20 protein-coding genes and 2 pseudogenes are annotated in these 19,889 nt (G+C 74.9%); 9 read left to right on the top strand and 13 right to left on the bottom strand.

The window, feature by feature from the left end; genetic code table 11:
- Positions 1–14 precede the first annotated feature (14 nt).
- Both J5Y04_RS15360 and J5Y04_RS15355 read left to right on the top strand, forming a co-directional pair.
- Positions 15–746, top strand: coding sequence for a transcriptional regulator (locus tag J5Y04_RS15360; RefSeq protein WP_209412554.1), 732 nt, complete (start codon positions 15–17; stop codon positions 744–746).
- Complete coding sequence (locus tag J5Y04_RS15355; protein ID WP_209412553.1) at positions 743–2,086, top strand: MFS transporter; 1,344 nt, start codon at positions 743–745, stop codon at positions 2,084–2,086. Before J5Y04_RS15360 ends, J5Y04_RS15355 begins: the two co-directional genes overlap by 4 nt.
- A gap of 6 nt (positions 2,087–2,092) precedes the next feature.
- Here the strand turns inward: J5Y04_RS15355 and J5Y04_RS15350 are convergent, their stop codons facing one another.
- From J5Y04_RS15350 to J5Y04_RS15340, 3 genes and pseudogenes are all read right to left on the bottom strand, one after another.
- Positions 2,093–2,317 carry a hypothetical protein gene (locus J5Y04_RS15350; protein WP_209412552.1) on the bottom strand — a complete coding sequence of 75 codons (225 nt, stop codon included), beginning with the start codon at positions 2,315–2,317 and terminating at the stop codon, positions 2,093–2,095.
- Between the two features lie 296 nt (positions 2,318–2,613).
- Positions 2,614–3,261 (bottom strand): DUF6629 family protein, encoded by a 648-nt coding sequence (locus tag J5Y04_RS15345; protein ID WP_209412551.1) that lies wholly within the window; start codon positions 3,259–3,261, stop codon positions 2,614–2,616.
- A 420-nt stretch (positions 3,262–3,681) separates the two neighbouring features.
- Positions 3,682–4,551: pseudogene (locus J5Y04_RS15340) on the bottom strand (DMT family transporter); the annotation flags it as partial.
- 329 nt (positions 4,552–4,880) lie between these two features.
- Here J5Y04_RS15340 and J5Y04_RS15335 point away from each other — a divergent pair.
- Entirely contained in the window at positions 4,881–5,144 is a 264-nt protein-coding gene (locus tag J5Y04_RS15335) for a dsRBD fold-containing protein (RefSeq protein ID WP_148641447.1), read from the top strand.
- A gap of 383 nt (positions 5,145–5,527) precedes the next feature.
- The gene (locus J5Y04_RS42875) at positions 5,528–5,653 is read left to right on the top strand and encodes a hypothetical protein (protein WP_256463499.1); all 126 of its coding nucleotides are present in this window, start codon (positions 5,528–5,530) and stop codon (positions 5,651–5,653) included.
- Between the two features lie 501 nt (positions 5,654–6,154).
- On the opposite strand, the gene J5Y04_RS15330 is transcribed toward J5Y04_RS42875, so the two are convergent.
- The 3 genes from J5Y04_RS15330 to J5Y04_RS15320 form a co-directional block, all read right to left on the bottom strand.
- On the bottom strand, positions 6,155–6,910 hold the full coding sequence (locus J5Y04_RS15330) for a maleylpyruvate isomerase family mycothiol-dependent enzyme (protein WP_209412550.1): 756 nt from the start codon (positions 6,908–6,910) through the stop codon (positions 6,155–6,157).
- Entirely contained in the window at positions 6,907–7,302 is a 396-nt protein-coding gene (locus J5Y04_RS15325; RefSeq protein WP_209412549.1) for a hypothetical protein, read from the bottom strand. The genes J5Y04_RS15330 and J5Y04_RS15325 overlap by 4 nt, the downstream gene beginning before the upstream one ends.
- 274 nt (positions 7,303–7,576) lie before the next feature.
- A complete protein-coding gene (locus J5Y04_RS15320) occupies positions 7,577–8,458 on the bottom strand; it encodes an alpha/beta fold hydrolase (protein WP_209412623.1) in 882 nt (293 codons plus the stop codon).
- 137 nt (positions 8,459–8,595) lie between these two features.
- Between J5Y04_RS15320 and J5Y04_RS15315 the strand changes: the two genes are divergently transcribed.
- Positions 8,596–9,033 carry a MarR family winged helix-turn-helix transcriptional regulator gene (locus J5Y04_RS15315; protein ID WP_209412622.1) on the top strand — a complete coding sequence of 146 codons (438 nt, stop codon included), beginning with the start codon at positions 8,596–8,598 and terminating at the stop codon, positions 9,031–9,033.
- A 498-nt stretch (positions 9,034–9,531) separates the two neighbouring features.
- Here the strand turns inward: J5Y04_RS15315 and J5Y04_RS15310 are convergent, their stop codons facing one another.
- Complete coding sequence (locus J5Y04_RS15310; protein ID WP_209412548.1) at positions 9,532–10,470, bottom strand: AEC family transporter; 939 nt, start codon at positions 10,468–10,470, stop codon at positions 9,532–9,534.
- 177 nt (positions 10,471–10,647) lie between these two features.
- On the opposite strand from J5Y04_RS15310, the gene J5Y04_RS15305 reads away from it, so the two are divergent.
- On the top strand, positions 10,648–11,097 hold the full coding sequence (locus J5Y04_RS15305; RefSeq protein ID WP_209412547.1) for an HD domain-containing protein: 450 nt from the start codon (positions 10,648–10,650) through the stop codon (positions 11,095–11,097).
- Positions 11,098–11,224: 127 nt separating this feature from the next.
- On the opposite strand, the pseudogene J5Y04_RS15300 reads toward J5Y04_RS15305, so the two are convergent.
- The 3 genes and pseudogenes from J5Y04_RS15300 to J5Y04_RS15290 all read right to left on the bottom strand — a co-directional run.
- Positions 11,225–11,389: pseudogene (locus tag J5Y04_RS15300) on the bottom strand (NAD(P)-dependent oxidoreductase); the annotation flags it as partial.
- Between the two features lie 298 nt (positions 11,390–11,687).
- Positions 11,688–12,062, bottom strand: a complete 375-nt coding sequence (locus J5Y04_RS15295; protein ID WP_245204831.1) for a transglycosylase SLT domain-containing protein — start codon at positions 12,060–12,062, stop codon at positions 11,688–11,690.
- A 587-nt stretch (positions 12,063–12,649) separates the two neighbouring features.
- On the bottom strand, positions 12,650–13,468 hold the full coding sequence (locus J5Y04_RS15290; protein ID WP_209412545.1) for an NAD(P)H-dependent oxidoreductase: 819 nt from the start codon (positions 13,466–13,468) through the stop codon (positions 12,650–12,652).
- Positions 13,469–13,592: 124 nt separating this feature from the next.
- On the opposite strand from J5Y04_RS15290, the gene J5Y04_RS15285 reads away from it, so the two are divergent.
- Complete coding sequence (locus J5Y04_RS15285) at positions 13,593–14,663, top strand: helix-turn-helix transcriptional regulator (RefSeq protein ID WP_209412544.1); 1,071 nt, start codon at positions 13,593–13,595, stop codon at positions 14,661–14,663.
- Positions 14,664–14,792: 129 nt separating this feature from the next.
- The gene (locus J5Y04_RS15280; protein ID WP_209412543.1) at positions 14,793–15,368 is read left to right on the top strand and encodes a GNAT family N-acetyltransferase; all 576 of its coding nucleotides are present in this window, start codon (positions 14,793–14,795) and stop codon (positions 15,366–15,368) included.
- Positions 15,369–15,622: 254 nt separating this feature from the next.
- Here the strand turns inward: J5Y04_RS15280 and J5Y04_RS15275 are convergent, their stop codons facing one another.
- Positions 15,623–17,251: an acetyl-CoA carboxylase carboxyltransferase subunit alpha/beta gene (locus J5Y04_RS15275; protein ID WP_245204830.1), complete on the bottom strand. Its 1,629-nt coding sequence runs from the start codon at positions 17,249–17,251 to the stop codon at positions 15,623–15,625.
- Positions 17,252–17,406: 155 nt separating this feature from the next.
- Between J5Y04_RS15275 and J5Y04_RS15270 the strand changes: the two genes are divergently transcribed.
- Positions 17,407–17,811 carry a hypothetical protein gene (locus tag J5Y04_RS15270; protein ID WP_245204877.1) on the top strand — a complete coding sequence of 135 codons (405 nt, stop codon included), beginning with the start codon at positions 17,407–17,409 and terminating at the stop codon, positions 17,809–17,811.
- Here the strand turns inward: J5Y04_RS15270 and J5Y04_RS15265 are convergent.
- A complete protein-coding gene (locus tag J5Y04_RS15265; RefSeq protein ID WP_245204829.1) occupies positions 17,742–18,698 on the bottom strand; it encodes a sirohydrochlorin chelatase in 957 nt (318 codons plus the stop codon). The two genes, J5Y04_RS15270 and J5Y04_RS15265, sit on opposite strands and share 70 nt — an antisense overlap.
- On the bottom strand, positions 18,698–19,846 hold the full coding sequence (locus tag J5Y04_RS15260) for a uroporphyrinogen-III synthase (protein WP_209412541.1): 1,149 nt from the start codon (positions 19,844–19,846) through the stop codon (positions 18,698–18,700). Before J5Y04_RS15260 ends, J5Y04_RS15265 begins: the two co-directional genes overlap by 1 nt.
- Positions 19,847–19,889: the final 43 nt, after the last annotated feature.

The raw sequence follows: 19,889 nt of genomic DNA, 5'->3' as shown, positions 1-19,889 counted from the left end.
CTACGCTGTCTGCCATGACCGAAGAGCAGAAGTGGCAGCACAGCCCGGAGCCGCAGAACGACGTCGTCGTCCTCGATGCCAAGGGCCTGCGGGCCCTTGCCCACCCTGTGCGCGTGCAGTTGGTCGGGCTCCTGCGCCGGCACGGGCCGTCCACGGCGACCAGGCTCGCCGAGCGGATGGGGCTGACGTCGGGGGCGACCAGTTACCACCTGCGCCAGCTGGCGGCCGCGGGTTTCGTCGCGGAGGACACCGAGCGCGGGAACGCCCGCGAGCGCTGGTGGAAGCCGCTCCACCAGATGACCTGGTTCGCGGACCGGGACTTGGCCGACGAAGAGCCCGAGGCCGCGCTCTCCTACCTGCGGTCGGTCGTCGCCGCCAATGCGCTGACCACTCAGCGCGCACTGAACTCCTTCGAGACCATGCCCCGCGAGTGGCGGCACTCCTTCGACTTCAGCGACTGGTCGCTGCTGCTGACGCCGGAGGAGGCGCGCCGCCTCGCCGACGAGGTGGCGGAGGTGGTCGGGCGCTACCGACGGGCGCCAGGAACCGGGTCCGGCTCGGAGCCCGCATCCGGGGCCTGCTCGGAGTCCGACTCCGGTTCTGCATCCGAGTCCGAGTCCGGGGCCGTGTCCGAGTCCGCGCTCGGCGCCGTGCCGGAGGGTGCGGAACGGGTCGCGGTGGTGTTCCAGGTGCTGCCCGACCCCGCGAGCGGCCCCGAGGCGGACGAATCGGAGGGCCGGTCATGACCACCGTCCCCGTTGAGGCCCCGGAGGCCGCCGGTTCGCCGCGAACGGTCCGGCCGTTGGCGGGGGTGCTCGGGGCCATGGCGATCTCCCTGACGGGGACGCGGGTCTCGGCGATCGCCTTACCGTGGTTCGTCCTCGCCACCACCGGCAGCGCCACCATGACGGGAGTCGTCGCCTTCGTCGAGATGGCGCCGTATGTCCTGGTCAAGGCACTGGCCGGGCCGGTCGTGGACCGTCTGGGCCCGCGGGTCATCTCCTGGACCACCGATGCGGTGAGCGCCGTCGCCGCGGGCCTGATCCCGCTGCTGCACGGTTTGGGCGTGCTGCCGTTCTGGTTGCTGCTCGTCATGGTCGGGCTGGTCGGAGCCGTTCGCGGTCCGGGTGACCTGGCCAAGGAGGTGATGGTCCCCGAGGCGGCCGACCGGGCCCGCGTACCGCTGGAACGGGCCACCGGCCTCGCCGGGGTCACCGAGCGGCTGGCCTCGACCGTCGGCCCGGCGGTCGGCGGCGGGCTGATCGCCCTGCTCGGCCCGATGGCCGGTCTGACGATGAACGCCGTCGCCTTCGCACTGGGCTCGCTGGTCATCTCGCTCGTCCTGCCGCGCGGCATGGGCCGGGCGGCCGTCACCCCGCCGCCGGCGGAGGCCGGGGAGGGCGGGGCGCAGCAGCAGGCCGGCTACTGGCAGATGTTCCGGGAAGGCTTCTCCTTCGTACGGACCGAGCCGTTGATGCTCACCGTGATCGTGATGATCGGCGTGACGAACCTGCTGGACGCCGGGTTCATGACGGTTCTCGTCCCGGTCTGGGCACAGGAGTCCGGCGGTGGCCCGGCGGCCATCGGCCTCACCGGCAGCGTCTGGGGGATCGCCGCGGTCGGCGGCAGCCTGATAGCGGCGGCCTTCGCCCACCGGCTCCCGCGCCGGGTCGTGTTCTTCACCGGTTTCCTGCTCTGCGGCGCCCCGAGGTTCCTGGTCCTTGCCATGGGCGCACCGATGGGCGTCGTGCTCGTCGTCTTCGCGGTGGGCGGCTTCGGTTCCGGCTTCCTCAACCCGATCCTCGGCGCGATGCTCTTCGAGCGTGTGCCGCGCCACCTGCTCGGCCGCGTCGGGGCCCTCGGTGACTCCCTCGCCTGGGCCGGCATCCCCCTCGGCGGTCTCCTTGCCGGCGCCGCCATCTCCCTCACCGGCCTGATACCCGTGCTGCTTGTCTCCGGGGGCCTGTACTTCGCGACCACCACGCTCGCCGGTCTCCGCCCGGAGTGGCGGGAGATGGACCGCCTGCGCGGTCACGGTCCGGCGAGCGCGGTCGAGAATCCCCCGGGGCCGACGCTGGCGGCGTAGCACGGCTCAGAAGCGGACGCCGAACTGCTGACTGGCGTTGCGCTCTGCGGCGGCGTGCCACCAGCCCGGAGGGCTCGGCCCGGTGACCCTTGCGGACGGTTGGTCGGGGTGGAGCCCGAGGCGGCTGAGCGCCGCGGCCTGCACACGGACGTCGAACCAGCCGCGCCACTGGCCGTCGGAGTCGCGGCCGCAGGTCAGGCCCCAGCGGATCTCGTCGGAGGCGAAGGGCATCCAGTCGATTCCGCGGTCACGCAGTCAAGCGCGGACGGCGGCCGGCGGATGAAGGCGACCGGACACGTTCTCGTAGGCCACAACGGTGATCCAGTCGGGGTTCGGATCAGTCATGGCGGACATTCTGCCCCGCCCGGCACGGTCCGCGCCCGGGCTTTCACGTGATCGAGTTTTCACGTGATTGACGGGGCGGTCGGGCGCCGGGTGGTCGAGCGTCGACGGCCGGCGGTGGCCCGTCAGTCCTGTGGCCGTCGGTCCTGCGGCCGTCGGTCGTGCGGCCGTCAGTTCTGCGGCCGTCACTCGTGCGCTGGGCGGCCGGTCCACTGGAGGAGGACCAGGCTCGCGAGGGCGGCGAGGGCACACCACGTGGAGACGAAGGCTAGCCGCCACAGCAGCGCGCAGACCACGGCGCCCACGCCGGTGAGAAGGCCGAGGCGGCGCAGCAGGCGGTCGCCGCTGACGAGGAGCGAACCGACGGTGGCGAGCAGGTACCCGGTCAGGAGGACGGCAGGGTGGGGGAGGCCGATGGCGTAGCTGAGAGTGTGGCCGTGTTCGTTGGCCGATACCGGGTGGGTGGCGACGGCCACGGCGAGCGGGACGGCGACGAGCAGGCCGAGGAGGAGGAGGAAGGGCAGGACGATACGCCGTCGAGCCGGTTCGCGGGCCGCGCACCAGACACCGGCCGGAACGAGCACGGGCAGCAGCGGCAGCGCGATCACCGCCCAGGCGGTACGTGCCCACCCGGCCGGTACGGCGGGGACACCGCCGTCGCTGCCGTACCAGACGGCGGCCTCGATCAGTTGGTGCACGCCCAGGACAAGGGGGAGCGCGGCGAGCAACATCCGCTCCGGCCGTCCGGCGCGGTGGGTCCGGACCAGGCAGAGCACACCGATGCCCGACACCACTCCGCCGGCGATCAGATCCGCCTGCGCGCTCCAGCACATCTCGCCGCCTCTCCGCCGACGCCTCTCCTGCTGCTGTGGGCCTGGCTGCTGTTGGTCCTGCTGCCGTGGGCCTGGCTGCCGTTGGTCCCGCTGCCGTCCGGTCGGCTACCGGGAGCCACCGGAGTTGGAGCCGCCGGGGCCGCTGGAGCTGCCGGACCCGCTGGAGCTGCTGGAGCTGCCGGAGTCGGGCGATTCGGGCGAGTCGGGGGAGTCCGTGGCGCCCGGCGAACCGGAGGGGTCCGGAGGTGGAGGATCGGTGCCGTCCGTGCTGATGGCGGGGGTGCCGCGGCCGGCCGGCGCCGCCTGCCCCGCCTCCCGTGCCGATCCTGCCGACCCCGCTGACCTTGCTCCCCCGGCCGATCCTGCCGACCCCGCTGCCCTCGCCTCCCCGGCCGGGGCCCCGGATTGGGCGGCTTGCACGGCGTTGTCCCGGCGGTCGTGCGCGGTGCCGGGCATGGCGGGGTGGCGGCCGATCACGATCACGCCGATGACGATGGCCACCAGGCCGGCCACTTGCCAGGCCAGCGCGCCGGGGGTGACCCGCAGGCGGTCGCCGAGGAACCCGACCGCGCAGGCGATTCCTGCGATCGGCTGCGCAGCCGTCAGCGCGGGCAGGGACATCCGCAGTGGCGCGGCCTCGAACGCGCTCTGCACCAGCAGCAGTCCGACCACGCCCGCGGCCACCACGGCGTACGGCTGCCAGGTGCGCAGCACGGCGTCGAGCCCGTCGTGGTCGAGGCGTTGGGTCGTGGTCCGGGTGAGCGCGTCCTGGAGCCCGTACAGCAGTCCGGCGGCCAGCGCGAGCAGGGTGGCCTCCTCGAACAGCGGTAGTCGGCGGGCGAAGGAGACCAGCAGCAGCGTCAGTCCGGTGACCGTGCCGACGACCAGCCAATGTCGCAGCTCCCCGGCCGGTGGGCCGCCGCCGGTGGGGCGGCCCGCCACGATGAAGGCGGTCACGCCGAGGCCGAGCAGCAGCACGCCGGCCCACCCGGAGCGGCCGAGGCTCTGGCGGGTGAGCACCCGGGAGAGTGCCATCGCGAACAGCAGGTTGGTGGCGAGGAGGGGTTCGACCAGCGAGACCTCGCCCTTGTTGAGGGCGAGGGCGGAGAGGATCAGGCCGCTGACCATGAAACCGGTGCCGAGCAGCCACTCGCGCATCCGCAGCAGGTCGAGCAGCAGTCGCCAGTGCAGCAGGTCGGAGCGCGGCGCCCGCTGTGCCGCGTGCTGCTGGAGGACGAAGCCGAGGCCCAGACAACAGGCGGCGCTGAGTGCGAGAAGGAAGACCGCCACGGAGGGACCACCCGAACGTCGCTGCCGGCACCGGACCGGCGGTCCGTGGTTCGGCCTCGGTCGCGGCGCGCTGTCGCCAGCCTACCGCCGGGGCGGGGCGCCGACCCCCGGGACGCAGCCGCGGAGGACGCGAAGGGCGAGTCCGTGACGCCCGGAAGGAGGGGCCCGTCACGAGGGGAAGTCGGGGCCTGCCACGCGCGCCCGGCCAGGCCCGCCGCGCTTGCCGCCGCGGGCGCAGCGGGCGCACGCTGGTGTGAGCAGCCGCCACGGCGTCCGTGTCCGTGCCGGTCTGAGCAGGCAGGTCGGGGGCCGGCACCAGGAGGTGTGGCATGCACAACCAATGGGACGTGGAGCTGAGCTTCGAGGAAGACGGTGTGCACACGGGGTGCAACGCCCGGCTGACAGGCGCGAGGGCACCGGGCCTCAGCGCGCACGGGGAGGCGGTCAAGAGCGCGGAGGACCGCCCGCTTGCCCGCATCGGCGAGGAGGTCGCGGCCTCCCGCGCGCTGGAGGAGCTGTCCCGCAAGCTGAGGGCACAGGCCACCGGGGAGATCGAGGACGAGGGCCACCGGCCCGGCTACCTGATCTACTGACGAGCGGGCCCGCCGGCACCCGACGGGCCGTTCGCCGACCGACCGGGCCTCGTCTCGGCGCGTCCGCGGCTGGGGGGAATGACGGCGGCCCCGGCGAGACCGGACGCGGGTCCAGCGCCTTGGCTGCCGTGGGCAGTGTGGGTGTCGTAGGTGTCGTGGACGTCGGCGAACCCGAGCCCCTGGCTCTCGGAGCCCATCGGGTCAGCAGGTCCGGGGCACAGGGACCGGAGGGCGCTGCGGGTCCGGGCCTCGCTGCCGGGATCGGCGTGTGGACCGGCGTCCGGGATTCGAGTGCGACGCCGATGTCCTGATATCGAGCCGACGGAGTCCCACAACGGGGTCCCGAGCCCCCAGTGCTCGTGATCCCACCGGAAGACCGCGCCGTGGTGCTCGCCGACCCGCAGATCGACGATGAGGTCATCACCATCAGGACTCATCGCGATCGGCATGATTTCCGGCAGGAACCGGGGTTCGTCCGCCCCGCTCTGATCGAGTGGGATTCCTCCTGATCCGCGACGAGAAGCCAGATCTCTCGTGTGTCCAGGGCCTCCTCCAGCGTCACCGGAGCGAATGGTCCGGGGAATCCGGTTGTCGGCTTTGACGTTGCTCAGGGTTCACCATTCCCGCACGTCGGCAGGGAGCGTCGCTGCCAGCTCGGCCTCGACTGCATGGAGGCGCGCCGCATCCGCCGCCGGCCTGACAGGGTCCTTTCGGACGTGCGTGCTCAGCCGGCCGTCGAGGCCGTCCCACGATTCCCGCACACCGTGATCAATGGGCGTCAGGACCGGCAGTCCTCCGGCCGCTCCGACACCGGTACCCGCTCCGAGGACGCGGGCTGCCGGAGCCGATCAGGTCTCACGCCTCGCGGTGGAAACCTCCGGGCGGACCACCTTCCCCGCTCCGTGTTCGCCCCGCTTCCATGTGCGGGCAGGGGCGGAGAACAGGGGGTCCTCGTGGTCGCAGGCCGAGAGCCGGCCAGGGGGTGTGCTGACGGCGAGTGCGGTGACCGGTCAGGTCCAGGTCCAGGGCCGGGGCCGGGTTGGGGGGAGTGGCCAGGCCGGGGGTGTGGGGAGGGGGCCGTCGGTGAAGGTGAGAGGGGTGGTGTCGGCGCGGCCGGTGAGCCAGGCGAGGACGGCGTGGCCGGGGGCGGTGACGGCGGGGCCGGACGGCGCGAGGGTCCATTGTCGGCCCAGGTCGACGGCGTCGACCCGGCCGAGCGGGAAGTCACGGGCGGCCAGGGTGGTGAGGGTGTCGTCGAGCGCCCATGCGACGTAGGGGGCGGGCCAGTCGGACGGGCCGTGGCCGGCAGCCAGGTCGGTGTGGTGGGTCTCCAGCTCGCGCCAGCAGCGGTACAGGGTGAACCACGCCGGGTGCGGCCAGCCGGCTGCCGCCGTCACCTCCGCGTCCCATGCGGTGGCGGGCATGGACCGCGCGTCCTCGATGAGGGTGGCGAGGGAGTCGCGCAGGTCGTCCACCAGGTCGGGGGCCGGCCGGGCCGCGCTGTCCTCGACTGCGCGGGTCAGGGCTCCGGCGTCGGGGCGCGGCCCGGGTTCGGCGCCGGTGCGGGCGGTCCTCAGCAGCCGGCGGTAGGCGTCGGCGCTGCGGGCGAGATGGGCGACGACGTGGGCGCGGGTCCAGCCGGGGAGGGCGGAAGCGGCGCGCAGGCCGTCCCCGGTCAGGGCGGCGAGAGTGCCGCCGAGCCTGGCGCCGGAGTGGGTCAGCTCGTCGATGAGGGCGGACCGGGAGGCATTGAGGGGTGGGGTCATGACGACGAGACTGCCCGACGGCCGACCGCGGCGGCGTCGCGGGCCCTCGCCGTCCCACCCCGGCGCAGATCCACCCCGACGCAGACCGGCCCCGACGCAGACCGGCCCCGGTGCAGACCGGCCCCGGGGCGGATCCGCCCCGAGGGAGAGCCGCCCAGGTGTGGATCCGCCCGGATCCGGATCCGGCCGTGCGCGTGGCCTCCCGGGGAAAGGCGCTGCTCGCCCGTGCGCAGGAGCCGTTCCCGGACCGACGGGGCGCCGTCGAGAAGCCGGCGGATGCGCACGCCCTCGTCGCGTGAGGTCACCCTCGGCAGCGGGCCGAAGTCGTCGGGGAGCACGTCGAGCAGGCTCACCAGGCACTCGCCCGTGCGCAGCGTGATCAGTGCTCGCATCGCAACTGACCTGGGATGGCCGAGCGGTGGGACAAGGGCTTGCCACGGCGCCGGCCACTGCTGGCGGGTGCGGCCGGCTGCTGCGGCGATTGCCGTCCACGCCGGGGCTGGGCGTCGGCCGAGGCGGAGTGCGAAGGCCCGCTGCTCCAGTACGCGCAGTGCGGGTGTTGCGGGTGTGGCGACGGTCTTCACCTCGCGGGGCACGGACTGGTCCGGGTTCACCGCCTCGTGCTGTCGGGCGGTTTCCCTGGAGGGTCCGTCGGTCCCGGCGGCGTCAGGCGAGGAACTCGGTGATGTGGTCGTTGAGTTCGGCCGGTCGGGCGGTCAGGAGGTTGTGGTGGGAGAGACCGGGCAGGACGGTCACGGTGGCGGTGGGGAGGGCCTGCCGGGCCAGGTCGGCCAGGCGGCGGGCATCGTGCGTGCGGCTCTGCTCGGCGAGCAGGACCAGGGTGGGGGCGGTGAGGGCACGGAGGCGGGCGGGGGTCGGGCGGGGGCCGGTGATCGGGCGGGTGGCGGGGAAGTCGGCGTGGCCGAGGGCGTAGAGCTCGCGCCAGGCGGGGTCGAGGCCGGTGCCGCGGGTCTCCCAGTCGAGGTAGGAGCGGGCCGTCGCGGCGGTGCGGGGTGGCAGGAAGAGGGGGAGCACGCGCAGCAGGTAGCCCGGGCGGAGACCGGCGAAGCACTGGGTGGGGTCGAGCAGGGCCAGCCGCCGGATGCGCGCCGGGGCGTGCAGTGCGTACTCCAGCGCGATCCAGGCGCCGTACGAGTGGCCGCAGAGGTCGGCCTCGGGGACGGCGAGCTCGTCGAGGACGGCGTCCAGCCAGCCCAGCAGGCCGGGCACGCCGCTGAGTGGCGGGACGTCGAGGACGCTGCGACCGGGGTCGCCGATGAGGTCGACGGCGAGGACCCGGTGGCCCGCGGAGGCGAGCGCCCCGACGTTGGCGAGCCAGCAAGCGGAGGTGGCGCCGCCGCCCTGGAGCAGCACCAGCGGGCGGCCGTCGCGGGGGCCGCAGGCGTTGACCCGGGTGGTGCCGTGCGGGGTGCGGACGGTGAGGGCCTCGACGGGGACGGGCCAGCGGGCCAGGGCCTCGTCGTACGCGGCGAGGAAGCGGCCGAGGCCGGCCCCCGGGGGCGCGGCGGGGTCGGCGGTGCCGGACATCCTGGTGGAGCGTGCTGCCATCGTGCCCTCCGGTGGATCGCAAACTGACTCGCTCGGCAATAATCTCGCTGAGCGAGAGAATAGTCGCACGGGCGTGCCCACGGAAGAATGGCGGGGTGGACGAAACCGAGGAACCAATGCAGCTGGTCCATCTGCTGCGCGGGCTGACCGTCGAACTCGACCTGTTCGGGGCCGAGTTCGCCGGACGTCACGGCCTGCACCCGACCGACCTGCGGGCGCTGATCCACCTGCTGGACGCCGCGCGGGCCGGGACGGTGGTGACCCCCGGGCGGCTTGGCGAGGCGCTGCGGCTCAACTCGGCCGGGACCACCGGCCTGATCGACCGGTTGGAGCGGCTCGGCCTGATCCGGCGCGAGCGCGACCCGGGGGACCGCCGCAAGGTCAGGCTGGTGGTGGAGGAGCAGGCGATGGAGCTGGGGCAGGCCTTCTTCGGCGGCCTGATCGCCGACCTGGTGGCCGCGATGGGCCGCTTCGACGCGGGGGAGCTGGCGACGGCCCGGCGCTTCCTGCTGGAGATGACGGAGGTGGTCACCGCGGCCCGCGAGGCGGAGTGAGCGGCTCCGCCGCGGCCCCGAGGCCTGGCCGGGAGCCGCGGGGCGGGGATGGGGCCAGGAGCCTTGGGGTGGGGATGGGGCCCGGGGCCGCGGGGCGGGAGCCTGAGGCCGCGACCACCGGAAGCTGTCAGTGGGTTTCAGGCCGGCGAACCCGTCGAGGACGGCGCTCCTCGGCTCGTGGGCGCCGTCCGGCCGCGTCTGCCCGTTGTGCAGGTATCGACTGCCGCGGGTGCAGGGACCAACTGCCACGGGCCGCGACCAGGTCGGCGTGGCGGACGCCGCGCCCGGGGGCCGTCCGGGGTGAGGTGGTGCCACTGCCGCAGATCGGGGGAGACGGCGAGGCCGCACTGCTCCTCGTAGCTGCCCCCGGCGTCCGCCGATCCGTCGTAGCGGCCCGGTCGGCCCCGGTCGGGCAGGGTCGGGCCGGGTTGGGCAGGGTCGGGCCGGGTTGGGCAGGGTCGGGCCGGGTTGGGCAGGGTTGGGCAGGGCCGGCCCCGGTCAGGCCGGGCCGAGTGCCCAGCTGACGGCCGAGAGCGTCGCCATCGAAACCAGGGTCGACCAGAGCACCGAGTCCCTGGCCAGCGCGGTGCCCCGGCCGTACTCGCGGGCGTAGGTGAACACGTTCTGCGCGGTCGGCAGGGCGGAGAACAGCACGACGGTGAGCAGCTGGTGCGGGGGCAGGTGGAGGAGGAACGCGCCGACGGCGAACGCGGCCAGGGGCTGTATCAGCGTCTTGACCGCGACGGCCACGCCGACCTCAGCCAACCGGGCCGTGCCGGCGGCCGCCGGGCGATGGTGCAGCGACATGCCGAGCGCCACCAGCGCCGTCGGCACACCGGCGCCGCCGAGCAGCTGGCAGGACCGCTCCACCTCGTCGGGCAGGTGCCACCCCGTGGAGGTGGTCACCGCGGAGGCCGCGGCGCCGACGGCGACCGCCAGCAGGACGGGGTTGCGCAGCGGGAGGGTGAGCAGCGCGCGCCGGCCCGCGCGCCCGCTGTCCAGCACGGTCAGCACGGCCGGGGTGACCAGCAGGATCTGGAAGAGGACGACCGGAGCGACGAAGGAGGCGTCGCCGAGCACCTGCATGGCGACCGGGATCCCGAGGTTGGCCGAATTGACGTAGCCGGCCGCCATTCCGCCGATCGCCCGCTCGGGGAGCGCCCGGTCGAACAGCCGGTGCGCGGCCAGCAGCCCGAGCCCGGTCGCGACCGCCGTCCCGGCGGCGAAGGCCAGCATCGAGGCGTTGGCGAACCGGTCCAGCGGGGTGCGCGCGATCATCACGAAGAGTGCGGCGGGCATGGCCACATGGAACACGAAGCGGTTCAGGACCATGTCGGCCTGCGGCCCGAGCAGGCCGCTGCGTCCGACCAGGTAGCCGACCGCGGTGAGGACCCAGATCGGGGCGAAGCCGGAGAGCAGCGGAGGCAGGCTGGGCATGGGTCCTCAAGGGGCTCGGGCCGCTTCGTCGGGTTGGCGACGTGGCGACATGGCGACTTGGCCGCGTCGGCGAGCTGCCGCGGTGGCGTCAGGTCGTGTCTGCGGTCCGTGGGCAGGGCCGGGGGTCGCCCGGCACCGCCGCAGTCAACCAGATACCCGGAGCCCTACGATGGCCTGGTGGACTATCTGAGCCTGGCCGAGGTGGAGACCATCGCGCGGCGTGCGCACGAGGGACAGGTCGACAAGAACGGCCACCCGTACAGCGAACACATCGCCGCGGTCGCCCACGGCGTGGCGGACCGCGGTGGCAGCGTGGAGCAGATTGCGGCGGGCTGGCTGCACGATGCGATCGAGGACGACGCGCTGACCCGGGACTGGCTGGCCTCGGCCGCGCTCACCGACACCACCAAGTCGATCGTCGACGCGCTCACCAAGCGCCCGGGCGAGGCCCTGGAGGAGTACACCGCCCGCATCCTGGCCACCCCCGGCGCCCTGCTGGTCAAGCAGGCCGACCTCGCCCACAACTCCGACCCGGCCCGGCTGGCGACCCTGGACCCGGCGACGGCCGAGCGGCTGGCGGCCAAATACCGGCGCACCCGCGCGCTGCTCGGCCTGGACGAGGGCTGACGGAGGCCGGCGGACGAAGGCGGGCGGACGAAGGCGGGCGGACGAAGGTGGGCTGAGCGGCGGCCGGTTGGCGGAGACCGGTCGGCCGCCGTCGGCCGAGCGCTGCCGGCGAGCTGGGGGTCACCACGACGTCGGGGAGTGTGGACGGGGGCGAGCCGGGGACCGGCGGCCCGGGGTCGGTGACGTCCAACACGGCGAACAGGTCCGGCCGTTCGGCGAGGACGGCGAGCAGGGAGAGCTCGTCCGGGACGGCACTGCGTGCGGTGTTGACCAGGGGCGCGCCGGGCTTCATCGAGGCGGGCAACCGGCGTCGGTGCTCCTCGGCCCCCGGGGCGGGGCCAGGCAGGCCGGGGCCCGAGCGTGCGGGACTTCGTCTCGGCCCGAACGTGTCCGGGCGGCGGTGTCGGACGGCCGGTGTCCCGTGCCGGAAACGGGCGAGAGGGCCCGTGCACGCGGATCGCGCGTGCACGGGCCCTCTCGGTCACCCCGGTTCTCCCTGTCCGATCCCCGGGGTGAGGGGGGACAGTGGTCTGACGGAGGTGTCGGTGCTACACCGGCTCAACGGTTCGGCGGGGCCGAAGCGGAGCGGCTTAGTACCAGTGGTGCGTCTGCCAGAACGACCAGGCGGCGTTCGGGCTGCCGTAGCGGGAGTTCATGTAGTCCAGCGCCCACTTGATCTGGGTGGTCGGGTTGGTCCTCCAGTCCGCACCGGCCGAGGCCATCTTGGAGCCCGGCAGCGCCTGGGCCAGGCCGTACGCGCCCGAGCTCGGGTTGGTCGCGGTCACGTTCCAGCTCGACTCGTGGGAGATGATCTGGCTGAACGAGGCGAGCTGGTTGGCCGGCACGATCTGGGCGGCGATGGTCTGCGGGGAGGCGGTCGCGGCCGAGGCGGCGGCGGGCATCAGGCCGGCGCCCAGGGCGGTCAGACCGGCGGCGCCGGCAAGAAGTGCAGCAGAGGTACGCATACGGAGCTTGAAAGCGGGCATGAAGAAAAAGACCTCAATCGGGTTGGGCCGGTGTCACGCCCCGCCTCGACCAGTGGCCGGACAGGGGCCGAACGGTCGCGGGGCGTGACTCGGCAGTTAGCCGCTTTCCCGGCGGGACAGGTGCCGGGGCGGCTGACGACTGAGCCATTGTTGCCAGACCGGATCGGCCGCCGCCAAGACCCCCTGTTTACGATCCACCGTCGTAGCGAGGGTGTGTGCCGTGGAATCGAAGGCCCGCCGTGGCGGCTGTCCTCGTGCTCATTGACCTGGGCGAACGCGCCCACCAGGGGTTCCGGCTGCCCGTCGCCAGGTGACCACTACCGACCGTCGTGGCGGTGGTTCGCGTGTGAGCGCACTCACCGGCCGCCCACCGGGGGCCGTCACCGACCGCCCGGTGGGCGCCACTGCGTGTACAGACGATCTGAGAGCGGCGCCACACGCCGACCGGAGCGCGCCGCCGCCGCGGCTTCCCGCGCGGACGTCGACCGCGTGACCGGTGCGGCTTCGCGGACGGACGTCGACCGCGTCGCCGGCGCGGTTTCGCGGGCCGACGTCCCGGCGGGGGCTCAGGACATCGGGACGGGGTCCACCTCGACGTCCGGGCGGACGTGCAGATCCAGCCCGCGCACCCCCGCCGCCTCCACACCCGGCAGCAGCCGCATGTCGTGGTCGTAGTCGCCCCCGACGAGCGGGCGGAACGGGACGGGCTCGTCTGTGAAGAGGCCGTCGAGCCGTCGTGCGTACGCGCGCCGCGCCGCCGCGAACCGCTCCTCGGGCAGCTCGTTCGCGTCGTACAGCCCGAACGGTTCCAGCGGCGCCATCCCGGCGAACCAGAACAGGCCGTGCTGGAGCGGGTGGAGGACGTCCGCCAGCGGTCCGTGGATCCCCCGGTCGGAGAAGGCGGTCGGGCGGGCGCCCATCGTGGCCGACACCAGGGCCCGCCGACCCGCCAGCGCGCCCTCGCTGTAGGGCGGCGGGAGGGCCGGGCCGTAGCCGAAGCCCGAGGTGAACACCCGGTCGATCCAGCCCTTCATGATCGCGGGGACCGAGAACCACCACATCGGGAACTGCAGGATCACCGCGTCCGACCAGAGCACCTTCTCCTGCTCCGCCGCGATCTCCGGCGCCAACCGGCCCGCCAGCGTGGCCCGCTCCGAGGCGGCCATCACCGCGAGCCGCTCGTCCGCGGGGTGCTCCGGGAAGTCGTCGGCGTCCACCGTCGCCTTCCACTTCATCGCGTAGAGGTCGGACACCTGCACCTCGTGCCCGGCCGCGCGCAGGTGCTCCGCGGCGAAGGCGGTGAGGGAGGTGTTCAGCGAACGGGGGTCCGGGTGGGCGCTGACGATCAGGATCTTCTTCCGCGGCTGCGGCGTGGCATCGGTCATGCCGACCACACTCTCCCGGGCGCCGCCGGGCAGCCAGGACCCTGTTCGGCCGTCGGACCGGTGGTCCTGGTACTGCGAGGGCCACCCACACCTCTCCTGCGAGGGCCACCCCATACTTGATCGCATGAACGGGGTGGACGGCATCGGGCGCGCAGCAGGCACGGACAGGACGAACGGGACCGGGGGAACCGGCACGACCGGAGGTACCGGTAGGACTGCCGGGACCGGAACGACTGCCGGGACCGGTGGGACCGGTAGGACCGGCGGAATCGACGGGGTCGGAGACACCCGGCGGGCGCTCGGAGGCTTCCTGCGCGCCCGCCGCGGCCGTGTCGCGCCGGAGCATGTCGGGCTCGTCGGCGGCCGGCACCGGCGGGTCCGCGGGCTGCGCCGCGAGGAGCTGGCCCAGCTCGCCGGGATCAGCGTCGACTACTACGTGCGCCTCGAACAGGGCCGGGCCACCCAGCCCTCCCCCGAGGTGGTCGACGCGCTCGCCCGGGCGCTCGGCCTCGACGCGGCGGAACGCGGGCACCTCATCACCCTGGCCTGCGCCAGACAGGGGAGCGCGCCCCGGGTGACGGCCAGCCCGTTGCTCCAGCGGCTGTTGGACACGATGGCCCCTTTCCCCGCCTTCGCGACCGACCACCGCCTCGACGTGGTCGCGTGGAACGCGCTCGGTGCGGAGCTGCTCGGCGGCCTCGCCGACCCGGCCCGTCGCGACCGCAACAACGCCGCCTTCCTCTTTCTGGACCAGGCCTCCCGCGATGTCCACCCCGACTGGGAGGACCGGGCGAGCGAGGCCGTCGGCCAGCTGCGGGTCGCCGCGGGCCGCTACCCGGACGACCCCGCGCTGGCCGCACTGATCACCGGACTGTCCGACCGCAGCGCCGACTTCCGGCGGATCTGGGCCACCGGCGAGATCGTGATGTGCTCGGCGGGGCGCAAGCGCCTGCGGCACCCGGTGACCGGACCGCTGACCCTGGACTTCGAAACGCTGCACGTGCCGGCCGAGCCCGGTGAGACGGGGCTGGTGGTGCACGTCTTCAGCGCCGGGGAGGGCACCCCGGAGGCCGCCGCCCTGGACCGGCTGGCCGCGACGCTCGTCCCCGTTCCCGGCGTCCCGGCCGTTTCCGGCGTCCCGGCCGTGCCCGGCGCTCCGGATGCGCCCCGGGTCCCGGCCGGTCGGCGGGACTGACCCGACCGGCCGGGACGGGAGGCAGGGGGGCCGGCCGCCGCCCGGTTGACGACGGGGACGTCCCCGCAACGCTCTCGGGGATGCGGAATCCTGTTGCTTGCAAGGGCAGCCGTGGACGACGCTTCCGGCATGGAACATCCCCAGCAGGTGATCGAACTGGACGGCTTCACGCTGCGCGCGTTCAACGGCGAGGCGGACCTTCCGGAGTTCCTCCGGGTCGTCGAGGAGTCGCTGGAGCACCTGCGCCCGTGGATGGGCTGGGTGGCGGAGCACAGCGCGGCGAACACCCGCGCCTTCCTGGTGAACCGCGCCGAGCGGTGGGCGCGTGGTCAGGACTACAGCTACGCGATCGTGTCGGACGGGGAGATCGTCGGCGTCTGCGGGCTGTTCCGCAGCGCCGACGACGCGGACGGCGGCCGCGAGATCGGCTACTGGCTGCACCCCGCCGCCACCGGCCGGGGCCTGGTCACGCGGGCGGTCCGCGAGCTCGTCGACCAGGCCTTCCGCCTGCCCGGCGTCGAGTTCGTCGAGGTCGTGCACGACCCGGCCAACCTCGCCAGCGGTGCCGTCCCGGCCCGCCTCGGCTTCACCGAGCACCTCCGCAGACCCCGTGAGCGCGTGGCCCCCGCCGAGACCGGCGAGGAACAGATCTGGCGGCTGACACGTCGCCGGGCGAAGGCCCTCGCCGCCGCCGAGGCCGGCTGACGGGTACGCGCGGTCACGGTGGCGGATCCACCGCGCGTGGCATCCGCCGGCGGGTGCCGACCGGTGGGTTTCGACCGGTCGACGCAGCTCGGCCAACGAACCTGGCCAACGCAACCTGGCCAACGCAACCTGGCCAAAGCAGCTCGGCCGGTGCCCTCCGGTCGGTGCCGACCGGCCGCGGCCGACCCGGGCCGGCCGCCTGCGCACCAGGCGAACTGCCAGGAGCCGCGCCGCCCGCCGGTCGGCCGCGGGGGTCACGCCAGGGGCGTCCGGCCGGCCAGCGCGTCGCCCAGGCGCCGGTGGCGGCCGGCCCGGGCGGCGAGCCGCTCCGCCTCGGGAAGGGCGGTGAGGGCGCCGAGCGCCGTGCCGACCGCCCGCCCCAGCCGCTCGCAGAAGGCGGCCGACTCCTCGGCCGCGTCCGGCAGTTCGGGCACGACGACGTCGACCAGGCCGACGTCTGCCAGGTCGTACGCACCGATGCCCTGGGAGCGGGCCAGCTCCGCGGCGTGCGCGCCGTCGCGGTGGACGATCGCGGAGGCGCCCTCGGGCGGCAGCGGTGCGAGCCAGGCGCGTTCGGCGGCGAGCACCCGGTCGGCGGGAAGCAGGGCGAGCGCGCCGCCGCCGGATCCCTGGCCGAGCAGGACCGCAAGGACGGGTGTGCGCAGGGCGAGCAGCGTGGTGAGGCAGTGCGCGATCTCGACGGCGATGCCGTCCAGCTCGGCCTGCGCGGAGAGTTCGGCACCGGCCGTGTCGACCACCGTGACCAGTGGCAGCCCGAGCTGTTCGGCGAGCCGGGCGCTGCGCCGGACGGCCCGCAGGTCGCCGGCGGTGAACGGGCGCTCCCGGTCCGGCTCCTGCCGCTGCTGGCCGATCACCAGCGCCGGCCGGCCGTGCAGCACGGCGAGCGCCCGCACCAGCGCGCCGTCCCGGCCGCCGGGGGAGTCCAGCAGGACCAGTTCCTCGGCGGTGCGGCGCAGCAGCTCGCGGGTCCCCGGCCGGTCGGGGCGGCGGGTGCTGCGGACGGCCTCCCACGCGTCGGGACGGGTCCCGGGCCCGGCCGGCGGCGGCTCGGCCGCGGTCGGTTCCGAGCCGGACCTGGAGTCGGAGCCCGTGCCGGCGCCCGAGGCCGTTGTCGGCTCCGGGCCAAGGTCAAGGTCAAGGCCAAGGTCAAGGCCGTCCGCCCGGGGCTCCGCGGTCGTCGCGCCGAGGGCCAGCACGGCCAGCGCGCGCCGCAGCACCTCGCGCAGCTCCTCCGGTGGGACCACCGCGTCCACCAGGCCGCGCGCGGCCAGCGTCTCGGCGCGCTGCACGTCCGCGGGCAGTTCCACGCCGCGCAGTTCCTCGTACACCCGCGGGCCCAGGAACCCGAGCCGGGCGCCCGGCTCGGCGAAGACCAGCTGCCCGAGCGTGCCCCAGGAGGCGAACACCCCGCCCATGGTGGGATTGCGCAGGTAGGTGAGGTAGGGCAGTCCGGCCGCGCGGTGGGCTTGGACGGCGGCGGTGATCCGGAGCATGCAGAGGAAGGCCGCCGAGCCCTCCTGCATCCGCGTCCCGCCCGACACCGGCAGGGCGACCAGCGGCAGTCGTCCGGCGGTCGCCCGCTCCACGGCCCGGGTGATCCGTTCGGCCGTGGCCACGCCGATCGACCCGCCGAGGAAGCCGAACTCGGAGGCCACCAGCGCCACCGCCCGGCCGCCGATCCGTCCGGTCCCGGTGACCACCGCCTCGTCCGTTCCGGTCCGCTCGCGCGCCCGGGCCAGCGCCGCCCGGTAGCCGGCCTCGGCGGGCTCCGGGCCGAGCGGCTCGTCCCAGCTCGTGAAGGTGCCGGGATCGACGAGCAGTCCGAGCAGTTGGCGTGCCGTCAGAGAAGTTCCCGTACCCAAGGTCCCACCCCGTCACCCGAGCCGCCCGCACCGTCAAGATCCACCCTACGCAGCGATGGCGGGCCCGTCCCGGTCCGACGTGCGGATGTGAGCAGGCCGACAGCCTCGGGGGAGCCGGGAAAACCCCGTCGCCGCCGGGGCGGGCCTTCGGCATGATGGCGGCCGTGGACACCGCGACGCTCATCGAGGCCTGGACCCGCCTCATCGACCACCCTGCCAAGTCACTGGTGCTGTTCGAGTACGGCACCTGCGTGGTGCTGACCGGGGCGGCCGACTCCGAGGACCTCGCGGCGCGGGCGACGGCGCTGCTCGCCGAGGCGGGACCGGTCCATCCGGGCTCCCCCGCGGGGGACTTCGGCGTGATCGACCTCGGGGAGGCCGGTGGCTGGGTCGTCACCGGCGACCACCCGGACGTCCTCACCTACGTCGGGCCGGCCGAGCCGGGGGACGGCTCGGTGCTCGCGGTCGGCGTGTACGGGCGGGGCAGGCGTCACCAGGACGGTACCGGCCTGCGGGTCGTCCACGTCGAGGACCGGCGGGGCGCCGCCGGACCGGCATGAGGGCCCGCGTGGACCGGGAACACCCGCTCGTCCGGGAGGCGCTCGTCCTCCGCCAGCCGGCCGTCCGCCCGGACGCCGTCCGCCCGGACGCCGTGCGCCCGGACGCCGTGCGCCCGCTCGTCGTACACCGGGACGCCGCACCCCTGCACCTCCTGCACCTCCCGCACCGGGACGCCGCACGCCCGGTCGTAGCGTTCGGCGACCAGGCGGGCGAGGGCGTCGTGGGTGCCGAGCGGGTCGCTGGTCCAGCGGGCGGGCGTGGCGGCGGCCCGGTCGGCGAAGAAGCCCGGGCCGAGGAGGTAGGTGGCGACGGCGACCCGGCGGTGTCCGGCGGCGTGCAGGGCCTCGACCGCCTCGTGCGGGGTCGGGCGGGCCGCGGACAGGTAGGCGGGGACGACGGGGCGCCCGTCGCCCAGGCGTGCGGCGAGCAGGCGGGCCGTGCGGCGGGTGTCGGCGGCGGCCGCCGGGTCGGAGGAGCCGGCCGCGGCGAGCACCACCGGGCCGGCGCCGGGAGGACGGCCGCTCCCGGCGAGCCGGTCGGCGAGGACGGCGGCCAGCAGCGGGTCGGGGCCGAGCGAGGGCGCGAGTCGGACGTGCGGCAGCCGGGCGGCGGCCAGTGCACCGGGGATGTCCACCCGGAGGTGGTAGCCGGTGCCGAGGAGCAGCGGCACGAGGACGGCCGGTTCGCCCTCGGACAGCCGGGCCAGCGCCTCGGGCAGGGACGGTGCGGCGAGGTCCAGGAAGCAGCAGCGGACGTCCAGTTCGGGGCGGAGCACGCGCACCCGCTCCAGCAGCTCGCGCGTCGCGGCGACCCCGGCCGGGTTCCGGCTGCCGTGCGCGACGGCGAGCAGCACCGGACGGTCGGCGGTACGCGCGAACCCGCCCATCAGCCCGCCGCCAGGCGGTAGCCGCGCTTGGGCACCGTCCGGATCAGCCCGCCGTGCGGGCCCAACGCCGCCCGCAGCCGCCCGACCGCCGCCTCGACGGCGTGCTCGTCCGCCGTCGCGTCGGCCCAGGCGGTGCGGAGCAGTTCGGCGCGGCTGAGCACCCGGCCCGGCCGTTCGGCGAGGGCCCGCAGGACGGCCGCCCCGCGCGGGCTGAGCCAGTGGCTCCGGCCGTCGACCATCACGGCGTTGCCCTGGAGGGTGAGCGTCCGCCCGGCGACGGTGACGTCCTGGCGGCCGCGGCCGGGCAGGGTCTCGGCGAGGAGACGGACCAACGAACCGAGCCGGCCGCGCTCGGGGAAGACCACGGGCAGGCCGAGCTCGGCGAACGGCCGGGCACAGAGCACACCGACGCAGACGGGAAGGACGTCGCCCCGCAGCGCCTCCAGCAGGGGCTCGCGCAGGCCCTCGGCGGTGGCCGTCTCCACGAAAGCGGTGACCGCGGGGGCGCTGGTGAAGGTGAGCGCGTGGACCTGGCGCCGGACGGTCTGCTCGACCAGCCGCCGCACCGGCGCCGGGTCGTCCGGCGGCTCCCAGCGGTAGACGGGGACGGAGATCACCTCGGCGCCGCGTTCGCGCAGCGCGGCCGCGAAGGCGTCCAGCCGGATGCCGTGCTCCTGGACGGCGATCCGGCGGCCGGCCAGCGGGCGGGCCAGCAGCCAGGTGAGCAGCTCGTCGGTGGCCTCGGTGTCGGGGGAGAAACCCTCGCCGAGACCGCTGGCCCGGACCGCGCCGGTGGCCTTGGGGCCGCGGCTGAGCACCACCGCGTCCCGGCAGGCGTCGGCGAGGGCGGCGCCGCGGCCCCAGCCCTCGGCGGCGCTCATCCAGCCGCGCCAGCCGACGCCGGTGGTGGCGACCACGTAGTCGAGCGGTGCGGCCAGGCAGCGTTCGGTGGCCTGGCGCAGGGCCAGGTCGTCGGCGAGCGGGGTGATGCGCAGCACCGGAGCCTCGACCACCTGGGCGCCGCGCCGGGTGAGCAGGGCGACCAGCTCGTCGCGGCGGCGCGCGGCGGTGACCCCGATGGTGAAGCCGGTGAGGGGCCCGGGCTGCCCGCTGGGACGCGGGCCGGTGGGGGTGGGGGAGGGTGCCATGGCCGCAAGGGTGCGACGGCCGCGTTACGTGGGGATTGCCCGC

The organism is Kitasatospora sp. RG8 (assembly GCF_017813315.1).
Classification (GTDB): Bacteria; Actinomycetota; Actinomycetes; order Streptomycetales; family Streptomycetaceae; genus Kitasatospora.
The sequence above is the reverse complement of the archived record's forward strand: the minus strand, read 5'-3'. Positions and strand labels throughout refer to the sequence as shown.